This is a genomic window from Pseudomonas sp. S09G 359 (assembly GCF_002843605.1).
Classification (GTDB): domain Bacteria; phylum Pseudomonadota; class Gammaproteobacteria; order Pseudomonadales; family Pseudomonadaceae; genus Aquipseudomonas.
The window spans coordinates 6,229,008-6,243,927 of sequence record NZ_CP025263.1 but is presented as its reverse complement, the minus strand read 5'-3'; the positions used below and the strand labels follow the sequence as shown (position 1 = coordinate 6,243,927).

Sequence of the window (14,920 nt, the reverse complement as noted above, 5' to 3'; positions counted from 1 at the left end):
ATGCAACGCTACTCGGGCTTCGGCCTCTTCAAGCACTCCCTCAGCCATCACGAAAACTGGCAGAAGATGTGGCGCACGCCGACCCCGAAAAAGGTCTACGACGTGGTCATCGTCGGCGGCGGCGGGCATGGTCTGGCGACCGCTTACTACCTGGCCAAGGAGCACGGCATCACCAACGTGGCCGTGGTCGAGAAGGGCTGGCTGGGCGGCGGTAACACCGCGCGCAACACCACCATCGTGCGTTCCAACTACCTGTGGGATGAGTCGGCGCACCTGTATGAACACGCGATGAAACTGTGGGAAGGCCTGTCCCAGGACCTCAACTACAACGTGATGTTCTCCCAGCGTGGCGTCTACAACCTGTGCCACACCCTGCAAGACATCCGTGATTCTGAACGCCGTGTGAGCGCCAACCGCCTCAACGGCGTGGACGGCGAACTGCTCAACGCCAAACAGGTTGCGGACGAGATCCCGTACCTGGATTGCTCGAAAAACACCCGCTACCCGGTACTCGGTGCCACCGTGCAACGGCGTGGCGGCGTGGCCCGTCACGATGCCGTAGCCTGGGGTTTCGCCCGCGCGGCTGACGCCCTCGGCGTGGACTTGATCCAGCAGACCGAAGTGATCGGCTTCCGCAAGGAAAACGGCGTGTGCATCGGTGTTGAAACCAACAAGGGCTTTATCGGCGCCAAGCGCGTCGGTGTGGTGACTGCCGGTAACTCGGGGCACATGGCCTCGCTGGCGGGCTTTCGCCTGCCGATCGAATCCCACCCGCTGCAAGCGTTGGTGTCGGAGCCGATCAAGCCGATTATCGACAGCGTGATCATGTCCAACGCCGTGCACGGTTACATCAGCCAGTCCGACAAGGGCGACCTGGTGATCGGCGCCGGTATCGACGGTTACAACGGCTACGGCCAGCGCGGCTCGTACCCGGTGATCGAACACACCATCCAGGCCATCGTCGAGATGTTCCCGGTGCTGTCGCGCGTGCGCATGAACCGTCAGTGGGGCGGCATCGTCGACACCACGCCGGATGCGTGCCCGATCATCTCCAAGACCCCGGTACCGAACATGTTCTTCAACTGCGGTTGGGGCACCGGTGGCTTCAAGGCCACCCCAGGCTCAGGCAACGTGTTTGCCGCCAGCCTGGCCAAGGGTGAAATGCACCCATTGGCCGCGCCATTCTCCATCGACCGTTTCCACAACGGTGCACTCATCGACGAACACGGCGCTGCAGCCGTCGCCCACTAACAGGAGAAATTTCCTATGTTGCATATCTTCTGTCCTCACTGTGGCGAACTGCGCTCCGAAGAGGAATTCCACGCGTCCGGCCAAGCGCACATCCCGCGCCCGCTGGACCCGAACACCTGCACGGACGAGCAGTGGGGCGACTACATGTTCTTCCGCGACAACCCCCGTGGCCTGCACCACGAGCTGTGGATTCACGCCGCTGGTTGCCGTCAGTACTTCAACGCCACCCGCGACACCCTGACCTACGAAATTCTTGAAACCTACAAGATCGGTACCAAGCCGCAATTCACCGCCAAGGCTGCTGGAGAGAAGGTATGAGCCAGATCAATCGCCTGTCCAACGGTGGCCGCATCGACCGTAACAAGGTCCTGACCTTCAGCTTCAACGGCCAGAGCTACAGAGGCTTTGAAGGCGACACCCTGGCCGCAGCCCTGCTGGCCAACGGCGTCGACATCATCGGCCGCAGCTTCAAGTACTCGCGCCCACGCGGCATCTTTGCCGCCGGCGCCGAAGAGCCGAACGCGGTGCTGCAGATCGGCGCCACCGAAGCCACCCAGATTCCCAACGTGCGCGCCACCCAACAGGCGCTGTACCAGGGCTTGGTCGCCACCAGCACCAACGGCTGGCCGAACGTCAACAATGACGTGATGGGCATCCTTGGCAAGGTCGGCGGCAAGCTGATGCCGCCGGGTTTCTACTACAAAACCTTCATGTACCCGCAATCGTTCTGGATGACGTACGAGAAGTACATCCGTAAGGCCGCTGGCCTTGGCCGCTCGCCGACCGAGAACGACCCGGACACCTACGACAACTTCAACCGCCACTGCGACGTGTTGGTGGTGGGCGCAGGCCCTGCCGGCTTGGCCGCTGCACTGGCTGCTGCGCGCAGCGGTGCCCGCGTGATCATCGCCGACGAACAGGAAGAGTTCGGCGGCTCCTTGCTGGACTCGCGTGAGAGCCTCGACGGCAAGCCGGCCACCGAATGGGTTGCCAGCGTGATCGCCGAACTCAAGGCCCTGCCGGACGTGGTGCTGCTGCCCCGCGCCACCGTCAACGGCTACCACGACCATAACTTCCTGACCATTCACGAACGCCTCACCGACCACCTCGGTGACCGCGCGCCGATTGGGGTGGTGCGTCAGCGTATCCACCGTGTACGCGCCAAGCGTGTGGTGCTGGCCACCGGTGCGTGCGAGCGTCCGCTGGTGTACGGCAACAACGACGTGCCGGGCAATATGCTGGCCGGTGCCGTCTCCACCTACGTGCGCCGCTATGGAGTGGCTCCGGGTAAAAAACTGGTGCTGTCGACCAACAACGACCACGCCTACCGCGTTGCGCTGGACTGGCTCGACGCCGGCCTTGCAGTGGTTGCCGTGGCCGATGTGCGCCACAACCCACGCGGCGCGTTGGTGGAAGAAGCGCGCGCCAAAGGCATTCGCATCCTCACCGGCAGCGCCGTGATCGAAGCGCGTGGCAGCAAGCACGTGACCGCCGCCCGTGTGTCCGCGATTGATCTGAAAGCGCACAAAGTCACCAGCCCTGGCGAATGGCTCGACTGCGACCTGGTCGCCAGCTCCGGCGGCTATAGCCCCGTGGTTCACTTGGCCTCGCACCTGGGCGGCAAGCCGACCTGGCGTGAAGATATCCTCGGTTTTGTACCGGGTGAAGCCCCGCAAAAACGCGTGTGCGTCGGTGGCATCAATGGCGTCTACGGCCTCGGCGATTCCCTGGCGGATGGTTTTGAAGGCGGCGTGCGCGCTGCCAGCGAAGCCGGTTTCGCCCCGGTGGAAGGCACCCTGCCAAAAGCCTTGAGTCGTCTGGAAGAGCCGACCCTGGCCGTGTACCAGGTGCCCCACGATAAACCCACTGCACGGGCGCCGAAGCAATTCGTCGACCTGCAGAACGACGTGACCGCCGCCGCCATCGAACTGGCGACCCGCGAAGGTTTCGAGTCGGTCGAACACGTCAAACGCTACACCGCGCTGGGCTTCGGCACTGACCAGGGCAAGCTGGGTAACGTCAACGGCCTGGCCATTGCCGCGCGCTCGCTGAACGTGACTATTCCGCAGATGGGCACCACCATGTTCCGTCCCAACTACACGCCGGTCACCTTCGGCGCCGTTGCGGGGCGCCACTGTGGGCACATCTTCGAGCCGGTGCGCTACACCGCGCTGCAAGCCTGGCACGTGAAGAACGGCGCCGAGTTTGAAGACGTCGGCCAATGGAAACGCCCATGGTACTTCCCGCGTAACGGCGAAGACCTGCACGCCGCCGTCAAACGCGAATGCCTGGCCGTGCGCGACAGCGTCGGCCTGCTGGATGCATCCACCCTCGGCAAGATCGACATCCAGGGCCCGGATGCCCGTGAGTTCCTCAACCGCATCTACACCAACGCCTGGACCAAGCTCGACGTGGGCAAGGCGCGCTATGGCCTGATGTGCAAGGAAGACGGCATGGTCTTCGACGACGGCGTAACTGCCTGCCTCGCCGACAACCACTTCCTGATGACCACCACCACCGGCGGCGCGGCCCGCGTGCTGCAGTGGCTGGAAATCTACCAACAGACCGAATGGCCAGACCTCAAGGTGTACTTCACCTCGGTCACCGACCATTGGGCGACCATGACCCTGTCCGGCCCCAACAGCCGCAAGCTGTTGAGCGAAGTCACCGACATCGACCTGGACAAGGACGGCTTCCCGTTCATGACCTGGAAAGAAGGTTTGGTCGGCGGCGTGCCGGCACGGGTATTCCGTATTTCGTTTACCGGTGAGCTGTCGTACGAAGTCAACGTGCAGGCCGACTACGCCATGGGCGTGCTGGAAAAAATCGTCGAGGCCGGCAAGCAGTACAACCTGACCCCGTACGGCACCGAAACCATGCACGTACTGCGCGCTGAGAAGGGCTTCATCATTGTCGGCCAGGACACTGACGGCTCGATGACCCCGGACGACCTGAATATGGGCTGGTGTGTGGGCCGTACCAAGCCGTTCTCGTGGATCGGCTGGCGCGGGATGAACCGTGAAGACTGCGTGCGCGAAGAGCGCAAGCAACTGGTGGGCTTGAAGCCGATTGATCCGACTGTATGGCTGCCGGAAGGCGCGCAGCTGGTGTTCGACGCCAAGCAGTCGATCCCGATGAAGATGGTTGGCCACGTGACTTCCAGCTATGCGCATAACTCGCTGGGTTATTCGTTTGCGATGGCGGTGGTGAAGGGCGGCTTGAAGCGCATCGGCGAGCGGGTTTTTTCGCCGCAAGCGGATGGCAGCGTGATCGAGGCGGAGATTGTGTCTTCGGTGTTCTTTGATCCCAAGGGCGAACGGCAGAACATTTGAGTCGCCTGCATCGGGGGCAAGCCCCCTCCCACATTTTGAAATGCATTCCCCTGTGGGAGGGGGCCTTGCCCCCGATGAGGCCATCAGCCTCACAACAGAATTCAAAACAGGTGCTTTATGACAGCAGCCAACGTTTACCAACAACGCCCCACCACCGGCGCCAAAGCCGAATCCTCGCTGCACCATGCCGACCTCGCCAGCCTGGTCGGCAAGGGCCGCAAGAACGCCGGCGTGACCGTGCGGGAAAAGAAACTCCTCGGCCACCTGACCATTCGTGGTGACGGCCACGATGCAGCCTTCGCTGCCGGCGTGCACAAGGCCCTGGGCATCGAACTGCCTGGCGCCTTGCAAGTCATCGTCAAAGGTGAAACCAGCCTGCAATGGCTTGGCCCGGATGAGTGGCTGTTGATCGTGCCGAGCGGTGAAGAGTTCGCCGCCGAGCAAAACCTGCGTGCCGCGTTGGGCGAGCTGCATATCCAGATCGTCAATGTCAGCGGCGGTCAGCAGATCCTCGAGCTCAGCGGCCCGAACGTGCGCGACGTGCTGATGAAATCCACCAGCTATGACGTACACCCCAACAACTTCCCGGTGGGCAAGGCGGTGGGCACGGTGTTCGCCAAGTCGCAACTGGTGATCCGCCATACCGCTGAAGACACGTGGGAACTGCTGATCCGTCGCAGCTTCTCGGATTACTGGTGGTTGTGGCTGCAGGATGCTTCTGCTGAATTCGGCCTGAGCGTTCAAGCCTGACCCCGCATGTGGGATCAGAGGGCTGTTGTGGCGAGGGGGCTTGCCCCCGTTGGACCGCGCAGCGGTCCCAATAAGGTCAGCGTATTTCTCCTGAAAGAACCGCTTGGCTGATTTCAGGGCTGCCTCGCAGCTCAACGGGGGTAAGCCCCCTCGCCAAAAAGGCATGAGGATTCAATTATGAGCCGCGCACCCGATACATGGATTTTGACCGCCGACTGCCCCAGTGTGCTCGGCACGGTGGACGCGGTTACCCGCTACCTGTTCGAGCAGGGTTGCTACGTCACCGAGCACCATTCGTTCGATGACCGCCTCTCGGGCCGGTTTTTTATTCGTGTCGAATTTCGTCAGCCCGACGGCTTCGACGAGCAGGCGTTCCGCGATGGCCTGGCCACGCGCGGCGAAGCCTTTGGCATGATCTTCGAGCTGACGGCGCCGAACTACCGGCCAAAAGTGGTGATCATGGTCTCCAAGGCTGATCACTGCCTGAACGATTTGCTCTACCGCCAGCGCATTGGCCAACTGTCGATGGATGTGGTCGCGGTGGTGTCCAACCACCCCGATCTGCAACCTTTGGCCGACTGGCACCAGATTCCCTACTACCATTTCCCCCTCGACCCCAACGACAAACCGTCCCAGGAGCGTCAAGTGTGGCAAGTGGTGGAAGACACCGGCGCGGAACTGGTGATCCTTGCGCGCTACATGCAAGTGCTGTCGCCGGAGCTGTGCCGCAAACTGGATGGCAAGGCGATCAACATCCACCACTCGTTGCTGCCGGGGTTCAAGGGCGCCAAGCCGTATCACCAGGCGTACAACAAGGGCGTGAAGCTGGTGGGCGCTACGGCGCATTACATCAACAACGATTTGGACGAAGGCCCGATCATCGCCCAGGGCGTGGAAGTGGTGGATCACAGCCACTATCCCGAGGATCTGATTGCCAAGGGGCGGGATATTGAAGGGCTGACGTTGGCCCGGGCAGTGGGGTATCACATTGAGCGGCGGGTGTTTCTCAATGCCAATAGGACGGTGGTGCTCTGACTGACGCCATCGGGGGCAAGCCCCCTCCCACATTCGACCGCATTTCAAGGTTGGAACCCGATCAAATGTGGGAGGGGGCTTGCCCCCGATGAGGCCCCAACAAACAACACAAGAAACAGCATCTGTACCCGAGCACTTAAACGCGCTGCCCACCCAAAGGGGCAACGCGGTTCCATAAAAACAACAGCGAGGTGAAAGCATGTCTGGTAATCGTGGTGTCGTGTATCTCGGCAACGGCAAGGTCGAAGTACAGAAAATCGACTATCCCAAAATGCAGGACCCCCGTGGCAGGAAGATTGAGCACGGCGTCATCCTGCGCGTGGTCTCCACCAATATCTGCGGCTCCGACCAACACATGGTGCGCGGCCGCACCACTGCCCAGACCGGCCTGGTGCTCGGTCACGAGATCACCGGTGAAGTGATCGAGAAGGGCAGCGATGTCGAAAACCTGAAAATCGGCGATCTGGTCTCCGTCCCCTTTAACGTCGCCTGCGGTCGCTGCCGCTCCTGCAAAGAACAACACACCGGCGTGTGCCTCACCGTCAACCCGGCCCGTGCCGGTGGCGCCTACGGCTATGTCGACATGGGCGATTGGACCGGCGGCCAGGCCGAGTACGTGCTGGTGCCGTACGCCGACTTCAACCTGCTGAAACTGCCGGACCGCGACAAGGCCATGGAGAAAATCCGCGACCTGACCTGCCTCTCCGACATTCTGCCGACCGGCTACCACGGCGCCGTCACCGCCGGCGTTGGCCCAGGCAGCACGGTGTACATCGCCGGTGCCGGCCCGGTCGGCCTGGCCGCTGCCGCATCCGCACGCCTGCTGGGCGCGGCGGTGGTGATCATTGGCGACGTCAACTCGATCCGCCTGGCCCACGCCAAGGCCCAGGGGTTTGAAATTGTCGACCTCTCCACCGACACCCCACTGCACGAACAGATCGCCGCGCTGCTCGGTGAGCCAGAAGTGGACTGCGCCGTCGACTGCGTAGGCTTCGAAGCTCGCGGCCACGGCCACGACGGCGTCAAGGCCGAAGCCCCGGCCACTGTGCTCAACTCGCTGATGGGCGTGGTACGCGTGGCGGGCAAGATCGGCATTCCTGGCCTGTACGTCACCGAAGACCCAGGCGCCGTCGACGCCGCCGCGAAGATGGGCAGCCTGAGCATTCGCTTCGGTTTGGGCTGGGCCAAATCCCACAGCTTCCACACCGGGCAAACCCCGGTGATGAAGTACAACCGCCAGCTGATGCAGGCGATCATGTGGGACCGCATCAATATTGCTGAAATCGTCGGTGTGCAGGTGATCAGCCTGGATGATGCACCGCGTGGCTATGGCGAGTTTGATGCGGGTGTGCCGAAGAAGTTTGTGATTGATCCGCATAAGTTGTTCAGCGCGGCGTAAGCGCCGGGCAAATGAAAAGGGCGACCTGCGGGTCGCCCTTTTTGTGTCTGCAGGTTAAGCCTGGAGCCGCCGGCTGATGACATCCAGCAAATCACAGCCATCGCGCAACGGGATGGCGCAGAGCAGGGCAAAGTCCTGGAGGACGACGTTGTCGGTGTGCAGGCCTTCGCGAAAGGCCAGGTTTTCCATGACTTGGGTGACGGCGCGGATACGGTAGAGCGCCGCGTCGTGGAGCACGTCCAGCGGGACTTGGGTGTCGATGAGCAGGGAAGGGGTGGTGCTGTCGTGGCCGGTGAGTGGCATGTATCGGTTCATGTTTTAACCTTTATTTCAGAGAGTGAGGCCACCACTCACACGTCGCCAAACGAATGGGTGGCAGCTGTACGCAGGTTGGCGAACCGGTGAAATAAAGCAAAGCCGGCAGACCCGAAGGTCTCCCGCGCACAGCCGCCATAAAGCAGCTTTACGCGTGCAAAAAAACCTGCAAAGAAGCAGGTGCTTTTGCATGCATTATTTCAATCGGGTCGCCAAACCCGTGTCGCCATATGGACGACGGCCGAACTATAAGCGCCATCCTCCGGCTTGAGCAAGTCACCGAGCCAATGCGGTTCAAATGTGGGAGGGGCGGTGCGACGATTCGACTTGCCCCCGATAGCGGTGTGTCAGTAAGCATATTTGTAGCTGACCCACCGTCATCGGGGGCAAGTCGAATCGTCGCACCGCCCCTCCCACATGTTTTTGCTGTGCTCATTAGATTGAGTCAGCGGGTATAGCCAGTGCACCCTGGTAAACGGTCGGGCCTGTCGGCCCTCCTCCGCCGTGAGCAAGTCACCCAGCCGATGAGGTTCAAATGTTGGAAGGGGCCCCCTCCCACATGAGTTCTGCTGTGCTCAGTAGATTGAGTCAGCGGGTAGCCAGTGCACCCTGATACACCGTCGGGCCTGTTGGCTGCTTGCTCACCGAGCCGCCTTTGGTTTCTGAACTCACCATCAACTCCACCGGCTGGCTGATGCTTTGTTGCTGGCGCGGGTTGAGGCCGATAATGCCTTGGCCATCTTCCGGCAACAGCCCCAGTGAAACCGGCTTGCCGCCCTCGGGCATGGCCCACAGTTCCAGGCTTTGATCGGGCGCCGGTGCCGTGGTGGCGATGGGTTCGATTTCGAGGTAATCCTTGTGCGCCCTGATCTGCGCGGCCGGCTGCTGGGTGGTGGTCACCAGGGTGGCCGCCGACTTCACGTTGTCCTGGGTGTAGAGCGCGCCGCCGAGGCCGCTGAGGATGGCCACGCACACGCCGATAAACACGCGTGGGCGGCTCCAGAAAGGGGGCTTGGGCTCAATGACTTTGGGGCGGGTCGCGCTCATTGGGATATTCCTGACAGGGCTTTCAGACCTGTCATGGACCCCGATAGGCGCGATGGGTTCCTGACCCCGTTTCAGCTCAAAGTGATGCCAATTGGCCCTGATACAGCACCGGCCCGGTCGGTTGGCCGGTCGGCGAACCGCCGCGCGGTTCCAGGCTCACGGCCAGGGTCAGTGGCACAGAGAGCAACGCCTGCTGCGCCGTGCTCAGCTCGATCCGGCCCTTGCCGGCAGCCGGCACCAGCCCTAGGGAGATCGGCTTGCCACCGGCTGGAATGACCCACAGTTCCAGGTCCCGCGTCGGCTCTACCGCAGCCAATGCCAGCGGTTCGATTTGCAGGTGGTCGGCAAACGCCTTGATCTGCAACGCCGGCTGCTGGTTGGCGGCGACCAGGGTGGCGTTGTATTCCACGCCCAGGTCGCGCTGGTACAGCACGCCCACCAGCAACGCGATCACAACCCCGAACGCCGCCGCCCACAGCCGCAGGTTCAGCCATAACGGTTTTTTAGCCGGCATATGCAGCACCTGCGGCTCTATCCGTGCCTGGATGCCTTGCCACACATGCTCGGGCACCGCGCGTTCGGGCACGCTGCCGGTGAGGCTGGCGAGGGCGGCCTGCCAATGGCCGAGTTCCACGCGCAGCGCTGCGTCGTCCAGCAACAGGGCATCGAAGCGCCGACGGGCGGTGGCGGGCATCAGCCCGATGGCGTAGTCGGCGGCCAGGGCGCGGCGCAAGGCGGTGGTTTGGTAGTTCATGATTCAAGGCACCTGCGCAGGCGTTCCATGCCTCGGCGAATCCAGGATTTGACCGAGCCCAGGGGCGCCGCCAAGTGGTCGGCCAACTCCGAGCACGACAGGCCCTGGAAGTAAGCCACAGTGATCGACTGGCGTTGCCGGCCGTCGAGGGTGTCGAGGCAACGGTTGAGGGCGCGGGTTTCACGTTCGTTGTGGAGTTGCTCGTGGGCGCTGGGGGCGTCGTCGAGCAGGGCTTCCTGCTGGCCGTCGGCCAAGGGCTGTTCGCGGTGCTTGCGCAGTTGGTCGATGGCCAGGTTGCGCGTGATGTTCACCATCCAGGTCATCGGCGCCGCCAGGTGCGGCTCGTAGCGCGAGGCGTTGTACCAGATACGCACGAAGGCCTCCTGCAGCACTTCTTCGGCGAGGTCCGAGCGCCCCATAAAGCGGTAGGCCACGCCGTGCAGGCGCGGCGAAACACTGCGATAGAGGGTTTCAAACGCCTGGCGGTTGCCCAGGGCGCATTGGGCCAATAAGGGCCGCAACGGATCGTCGTGGATGGAAATAGGACTTCTCCAGGCTCTCGAACGAGGGCGACGGGACTGCGCGCGGTAGGCAGAGGGTAGTCCAGCTTGGGCATTCATTCCATCAGACTCCGAGCGGCATATAAGCAATATACGCAGGGCCGTGGGATTCGGATGCAGTGCATGTGCTCAGGGGAACAAGCCCCGTAATCGCCAGTCCAACGCCTGCTTTCACCCCTACACCCAGAGGTTGTTTCGATGAAGATTTCACGCGGTTTCGCCCTTTCCTGCCTGATGACCCTGGCGGCCGGCCCGGTGCTCGCCGCAGGCTTCAGCCTTGGCGACGCGGCCAATGCGATTTCCGGCATGCAGGGTGGCAACAACAAGGCCGCTGCCGCTGCCCCGTCGTCCGAGACGGCCGGCTTGCTAAGCGCCCTGACCTCGCAACTGAACATCACCCCCGAACAAGCGGTCGGCGGTACGGGCGCCATGCTTGGCCTGGCCAAGAACAAACTGAGCGGCAACGACTATTCGCAACTGGGCAACAGCGTGCCGGGCCTGGATCAATTGTCGGGGAGCAACTCCCTGGGCAGCCTCGGCGCCTTGAGCGGGATGCTCGGCCAGACCGGCGGCAGCAAGACCAGCGGCCTCGACGGCCTGTTGGGTAACGTGAAAAACACCAACGACCTCAACACCGCCTTCAGCGCCCTGGGCATGGACAGCGGCATGATCGGCCAGTTTGCCCCGGTGATCCTGCAATACCTGGGCGGCCAGGGCGCCAGCAGCTCGGTGCTGGGCAAGCTGGCCCAGGCCTGGGGCACTGGCAGCTAAGGCTGCCCCGCGCGCAGTTGGTCGATGCGCGCATCCTTCTCCTTCCAGAGCTGGTTGACCCAGTTCTGGACGGCCTGGCGAAACACCGGGTCGTTCTCGTAATCGCCTTGCCACAACGCCGGGTCCAGCTCGCGGGTCTGGATATCGATGATCACCTTCGGCACCGCGCCGCTGATCAAATCCCAGAACCCCGGAATGCGGTCTTGGGGATAAACCACGGTGACATCAAGCACCGCATCCAGTTGCTCACCCATCGCCGCCAGCACAAACGCCACGCCGCCCGCCTTGGGCTTGAGCAGCCGGGTAAACGGTGAATCCTGCTGCTTGCGCTTGGCCTCGTTGAACCGCGTGCCTTCCAGATAGTTGACCACCGTCACCGGCTGGCGCTTGAACAGCTCGCAGGCCTGCTGGGTGATCTTCAGATCCAGCCCCGCCAACTCCGGGTGCTTGGCCAGGAACGCCTTGGTGTAGCGCTTCATGAAGGGGTAATCCAGCGCCCACCAGGCCAGGCCGAGGAAGGGCACCCAGATCAGTTCTTTTTTCAGGAAGAATTTGAAGAACGGCGTGCGGCGGTTAAGGGCCTGGATCAGCGCAGGGATATCGACCCAGGACTGGTGGTTGCTGATCACCAGGTAACTGGTGTCGCCACGCAGGTCGTCGCCGCCGCGAATGTCCCATTGGGTGGGGATGCACAGCGAGAAAATCAGCTTGTCGATCTCGGCCCAGGTCTCGGCGATCCACATCACCACCCATGACATGTAGTCACGCGAGCGACCTGGCGCCACCAGCTTGAGCAGCGCGAACACCATCAACGGGCCGATCAGGATCAGCGTATTGAGCAATAGCAGCAGTGAAACAAAACAGCCGGTGAGCAGGCGGCGCATAAGCAACTCTTGGGATCTTGTGGGCGTGCCATCATAAGCAAGCTGAGTCTAGAGGCCAAATCGCAAAGCGCGGCACGAATGTTTCACAATGTGGCTGGTAGGGTTGAGAACTAACTAACGACGGCTTTTGCGGTCTAGAATCCGCCTACTTCTTTCCGAGGAAATCACTTCGTGAAACTGCTCCTTGCTTCCCTCGCACTCGTTGCGCTGCCGGTCATGGCCGCCGAACCGACCCTTTACGGGCGCTACGAATACATCCAGTTGCCGGAGATCGGCGAAACCTTCAAGGCCAAGATGGACACCGGCGCGCTGACCGCCTCACTGTCGGCTCGTGACATCGAAACCTTCACCCGTGACGGCGACGACTGGGTGCGCTTCCGTCTCGGCGGCAAGGACGCGTCAGACAAGGTCTACGAACACAAGGTGGCGCGCATCAGCAAAATCAAAAGCCGCGCCGACGAAGACGAGGACAAGGACGAAGCCAGCGTGGCCAAGCGCCCGGTGATCGACCTGGAAATGTGCCTGGGCGACGTCAAGCGCACCGTCGAGGTCAACCTCACCGACCGCAGCAGCTTCAACTACCCGTTGCTGATCGGCGCCAAGGCCCTGCGTGAATTCGGCGCAGCGGTAAACCCGGCACGTCGCTACACTGCCGACAAACCGGACTGCTGACGGACCCACATGCCCCACATCCTGATTGTCGAAGACGAAGCGGCGATAGCCGACACGCTGATATTCGCCCTGCAAGGCGAGGGTTTTACCACCACCTGGCTGAGCCTCGGCCAGGAGGCGCTGGCCCATCAGCGCGCGACCCCGGCCGACCTGATCATCCTCGACATCGGCCTGCCGGACATCAGCGGCTTTGAAACCTGCAAGCAACTGCGCCGGTTCAGTGAAGTGCCGGTGATGTTCCTCAGTGCCAGGGACGGCGAAATCGACCGTGTGGTGGGGCTGGAGATCGGCGCCGACGATTATGTGGTCAAGCCGTTCAGCCCTCGGGAGGTGGCGGCCAGGGTGCGGGCGATCCTCAAACGAGTCGGGCCGGGTGCGGCGCCCGCCGTATTCCAGGTGGACCTGGAGCGCATGCAAATCAACTATCGCGGCCAGCCCTTGAGCCTCACTCGCCACGAATTCCGCCTGCTGCAAAGCCTGCTGGAACAACCCGAGCGGGTGTTCAGCCGCGAGCAATTGCTGGACGCGGTGGGCGTGGCGGCCGATGCTGGCTACGAGCGCAATATCGACAGCCATATCAAAAGCCTGCGCAGCAAATTGCGCAGCGTGGCCGCCGACGCAGAACCGATCCAGACCCATCGCGGCCTCGGCTACAGCTACAGCCCGAGCAACAGCTGATGCGCCTGGGGCTGCGGATTTTCCTGGTGTACGCGCTGTTTATCGGCCTCACTGGCTACTTTGTGCTCAGCACCGTGATGAAGGAAATCCGCCCCGGCGTGCGCCAGTCCACCGAAGAAACCCTGGTGGACACCGCCAACCTGCTGGCCGAGATCCTGCGCGACGATGTGAAAAACGCCACCCTCGGCCAAAGCCACTGGCCGGAGCTGCTCAAGGCCTATGGCAATCGCCAGCCGGGCGCGAGCATCTGGGGGTTGCCGAAAAACCAGGTCAACCACCGTATCTATGTGACCGACGCCAAAGGCACTGTGCTGCTCGACTCCACGGGCGAAGCGGTGGGCCAGGACTACTCCAAGTGGAACGACGTGTACCTGACCCTGCGCGGCGAATACGGCGCGCGCTCCACCCGCAGCGAGCTGGACGACCCCACCTCGTCGGTGATGCACGTGGGCGCGCCGATTCGCGACAACGGCCAGATCATCGGCGTGGTCACCGTGGCCAAGCCCAACAGCTCGTTGCAGCCGTATGTGGACCGTACTGAACGCCGCCTGCTGTGGTACGGCGCCGGTTTGGTGATCCTCGGCCTGTTGCTTGGCGCGCTGCTGTCGTGGTGGTTGAGCGTTGCGCTAAGGCGATTGACCGCGTATGCCGAAGCCGTCAGCGAGGGCCGCCGCGCTGAGTTGCCGCACTACCGCGGCGGTGAGCTCAAGCAGTTGTCCACCGCCGTGGAGCACATGCGCACGCAGTTGGAAGGCAAGGCTTACGTCGAGCATTACGTGCACACCCTGACCCATGAATTGAAGAGCCCGCTGGCGGCAATTCGCGGCGCGGCGGAGCTGTTGCAGGGCGACATGACCCGCGAGCAGCAGCAGCGCTTCGTCGGCAATATCGACAGCGAAAGCGCGCGCCTGCAGCAGTTGATCGAACGTTTGCTGAACCTGGCGCAGGTGGAGCAGCGCCAGGGGTTGGACGAACAAACCAGCATGCCCTTGGCCGCCCTCGTCGATGATGTACTCAAGGCCCAATGCGCGCGCATCGAAGGCGCCGGCTTGCAGGTCGAGCAGGCGATCGGCAATGACGTGAAGGTGTTCGGTGAGCCCTTCCTGCTGCGCCAGGCCCTGGGCAACCTGCTGGAGAATGCGCTGGATTTCACCCCGCCCGGTGGCGTGCTGCGCTTCAGTGTGCAGATGTGGCACAACGATGTGCAGGTCAGCCTGTTCAACCAGGCCGCGCCGATTCCGGACTACGCGTTGCCGCGCCTGAGTGAGCGTTTTTATTCGCTGCCACGCCCGGCCAGCGGGCGCAAAAGCACCGGCCTGGGCCTCAACTTTGTCGAGGAAGTAATGAAGCTGCATGGCGGCGCGTTGCAGATCGGCAATGTGCCCGGCGGCGTGCAAGTGGTGCTGCATCTCCACACAGTCTCCACATTGCCCACATAAAACCCCCACACGGGCTGGCCAGACTCTCCCCAT

The 14,920-nt window shown here is 62.5% G+C and carries 15 protein-coding genes; 10 read left to right on the top strand and 5 right to left on the bottom strand.

All coding sequences use genetic code 11. The annotated features are described in order from the left end of the window. The 6 genes from CXQ82_RS28760 to fdhA all read left to right on the top strand — a co-directional run bounded on the left by CXQ82_RS28760 (nucleotide 1) and on the right by fdhA (nucleotide 7,767). Complete coding sequence (locus CXQ82_RS28760; RefSeq protein ID WP_010207084.1) at nucleotides 1-1,251, top strand: sarcosine oxidase subunit beta; 1,251 nt, start codon at nucleotides 1-3, stop codon at nucleotides 1,249-1,251. Between the two features lie 15 nt (nucleotides 1,252-1,266). Further along, on the top strand, nucleotides 1,267-1,569 hold the full coding sequence (locus CXQ82_RS28755) for a sarcosine oxidase subunit delta (protein WP_101273319.1): 303 nt from the start codon (nucleotides 1,267-1,269) through the stop codon (nucleotides 1,567-1,569). After that, entirely contained in the window at nucleotides 1,566-4,583 is a 3,018-nt protein-coding gene (locus CXQ82_RS28750; protein WP_101273318.1) for a sarcosine oxidase subunit alpha, read from the top strand. Before CXQ82_RS28755 ends, CXQ82_RS28750 begins: the two co-directional genes overlap by 4 nt. A 117-nt stretch (nucleotides 4,584-4,700) precedes the next feature. Then, nucleotides 4,701-5,333 carry a sarcosine oxidase subunit gamma gene (locus CXQ82_RS28745; protein WP_101273317.1) on the top strand — a complete coding sequence of 211 codons (633 nt, stop codon included), beginning with the start codon at nucleotides 4,701-4,703 and terminating at the stop codon, nucleotides 5,331-5,333. Nucleotides 5,334-5,510: 177 nt separating this feature from the next. Next, the gene (gene purU, locus CXQ82_RS28740; RefSeq protein WP_076953247.1) at nucleotides 5,511-6,368 is read left to right on the top strand and encodes a formyltetrahydrofolate deformylase; all 858 of its coding nucleotides are present in this window, start codon (nucleotides 5,511-5,513) and stop codon (nucleotides 6,366-6,368) included. Nucleotides 6,369-6,567: 199 nt separating this feature from the next. After that, the gene (gene fdhA / locus CXQ82_RS28735; protein ID WP_005792122.1) at nucleotides 6,568-7,767 is read left to right on the top strand and encodes a formaldehyde dehydrogenase, glutathione-independent; all 1,200 of its coding nucleotides are present in this window, start codon (nucleotides 6,568-6,570) and stop codon (nucleotides 7,765-7,767) included. A gap of 54 nt (nucleotides 7,768-7,821) precedes the next feature. Here fdhA and CXQ82_RS28730 read toward each other — a convergent pair whose 3' ends face one another. The 4 genes from CXQ82_RS28730 to CXQ82_RS28715 form a co-directional block, all read right to left on the bottom strand. Further along, nucleotides 7,822-8,082 (bottom strand): hypothetical protein, encoded by a 261-nt coding sequence (locus tag CXQ82_RS28730; RefSeq protein WP_241150960.1) that lies wholly within the window; start codon nucleotides 8,080-8,082, stop codon nucleotides 7,822-7,824. Between the two features lie 588 nt (nucleotides 8,083-8,670). Beyond that, nucleotides 8,671-9,129 carry an anti-sigma factor domain-containing protein gene (locus CXQ82_RS28725; protein WP_101273315.1) on the bottom strand — a complete coding sequence of 153 codons (459 nt, stop codon included), beginning with the start codon at nucleotides 9,127-9,129 and terminating at the stop codon, nucleotides 8,671-8,673. Nucleotides 9,130-9,205: 76 nt separating this feature from the next. Continuing rightward, the gene (locus CXQ82_RS28720; protein ID WP_101273314.1) at nucleotides 9,206-9,883 is read right to left on the bottom strand and encodes an anti-sigma factor domain-containing protein; all 678 of its coding nucleotides are present in this window, start codon (nucleotides 9,881-9,883) and stop codon (nucleotides 9,206-9,208) included. Continuing rightward, the gene (locus CXQ82_RS28715) at nucleotides 9,880-10,503 is read right to left on the bottom strand and encodes an RNA polymerase sigma factor (RefSeq protein WP_101273313.1); all 624 of its coding nucleotides are present in this window, start codon (nucleotides 10,501-10,503) and stop codon (nucleotides 9,880-9,882) included. The genes CXQ82_RS28720 and CXQ82_RS28715 overlap by 4 nt, the downstream gene beginning before the upstream one ends. Before the next feature lie 138 nt (nucleotides 10,504-10,641). On the opposite strand from CXQ82_RS28715, the gene CXQ82_RS28710 reads away from it, so the two are divergent. Further along, nucleotides 10,642-11,214, top strand: coding sequence for a DUF2780 domain-containing protein (locus CXQ82_RS28710; RefSeq protein ID WP_101273312.1), 573 nt, complete (start codon nucleotides 10,642-10,644; stop codon nucleotides 11,212-11,214). On the opposite strand, the gene CXQ82_RS28705 is transcribed toward CXQ82_RS28710, so the two are convergent. After that, nucleotides 11,211-12,098, bottom strand: coding sequence for an acyltransferase (locus CXQ82_RS28705; RefSeq protein WP_101273311.1), 888 nt, complete (start codon nucleotides 12,096-12,098; stop codon nucleotides 11,211-11,213). The genes CXQ82_RS28710 and CXQ82_RS28705 overlap by 4 nt on opposite strands. A 171-nt stretch (nucleotides 12,099-12,269) precedes the next feature. Between CXQ82_RS28705 and CXQ82_RS28700 the strand changes: the two genes are divergently transcribed. From CXQ82_RS28700 to creC, 3 genes are read left to right on the top strand one after another with little or no spacing between them, the layout of a single operon-like run. Beyond that, a complete protein-coding gene (locus CXQ82_RS28700) occupies nucleotides 12,270-12,770 on the top strand; it encodes an ATP-dependent zinc protease (RefSeq protein ID WP_101273310.1) in 501 nt (166 codons plus the stop codon). Nucleotides 12,771-12,779: 9 nt separating this feature from the next. Further along, nucleotides 12,780-13,448 carry a two-component system response regulator CreB gene (creB, locus tag CXQ82_RS28695; protein ID WP_101273309.1) on the top strand — a complete coding sequence of 223 codons (669 nt, stop codon included), beginning with the start codon at nucleotides 12,780-12,782 and terminating at the stop codon, nucleotides 13,446-13,448. Next, nucleotides 13,448-14,887 carry a two-component system sensor histidine kinase CreC gene (gene creC / locus CXQ82_RS28690; protein ID WP_101273308.1) on the top strand — a complete coding sequence of 480 codons (1,440 nt, stop codon included), beginning with the start codon at nucleotides 13,448-13,450 and terminating at the stop codon, nucleotides 14,885-14,887. The genes creB and creC overlap by 1 nt, the downstream gene beginning before the upstream one ends. Nucleotides 14,888-14,920: the final 33 nt, after the last annotated feature.

Excerpts from the sequence above, each read along its gene's own strand:
- CXQ82_RS28730 (WP_241150960.1), bottom strand. The coding sequence starts at position 8,082 with ATGAACCGATACATGCCACTCACCGGCCACGACAGCACCACCCCTTCC.
- fdhA (WP_005792122.1), top strand. The coding sequence starts at position 6,568 with ATGTCTGGTAATCGTGGTGTCGTGTATCTCGGCAACGGCAAGGTCGAA.
- creB (WP_101273309.1), top strand. The coding sequence starts at position 12,780 with ATGCCCCACATCCTGATTGTCGAAGACGAAGCGGCGATAGCCGACACG.
- CXQ82_RS28750 (WP_101273318.1), top strand. The coding sequence starts at position 1,566 with ATGAGCCAGATCAATCGCCTGTCCAACGGTGGCCGCATCGACCGTAAC.
- CXQ82_RS28710 (WP_101273312.1), top strand. The coding sequence starts at position 10,642 with ATGAAGATTTCACGCGGTTTCGCCCTTTCCTGCCTGATGACCCTGGCG.
- creC (WP_101273308.1), top strand. The coding sequence starts at position 13,448 with ATGCGCCTGGGGCTGCGGATTTTCCTGGTGTACGCGCTGTTTATCGGC.
- CXQ82_RS28725 (WP_101273315.1), bottom strand. The coding sequence starts at position 9,129 with ATGAGCGCGACCCGCCCCAAAGTCATTGAGCCCAAGCCCCCTTTCTGG.
- purU (WP_076953247.1), top strand. The coding sequence starts at position 5,511 with ATGAGCCGCGCACCCGATACATGGATTTTGACCGCCGACTGCCCCAGT.
- CXQ82_RS28760 (WP_010207084.1), top strand. The coding sequence starts at position 1 with ATGCAACGCTACTCGGGCTTCGGCCTCTTCAAGCACTCCCTCAGCCAT.
- CXQ82_RS28715 (WP_101273313.1), bottom strand. The coding sequence starts at position 10,503 with ATGAATGCCCAAGCTGGACTACCCTCTGCCTACCGCGCGCAGTCCCGT.
- CXQ82_RS28720 (WP_101273314.1), bottom strand. The coding sequence starts at position 9,883 with ATGAACTACCAAACCACCGCCTTGCGCCGCGCCCTGGCCGCCGACTAC.
- CXQ82_RS28745 (WP_101273317.1), top strand. The coding sequence starts at position 4,701 with ATGACAGCAGCCAACGTTTACCAACAACGCCCCACCACCGGCGCCAAA.
- CXQ82_RS28705 (WP_101273311.1), bottom strand. The coding sequence starts at position 12,098 with ATGCGCCGCCTGCTCACCGGCTGTTTTGTTTCACTGCTGCTATTGCTC.
- CXQ82_RS28755 (WP_101273319.1), top strand. The coding sequence starts at position 1,267 with ATGTTGCATATCTTCTGTCCTCACTGTGGCGAACTGCGCTCCGAAGAG.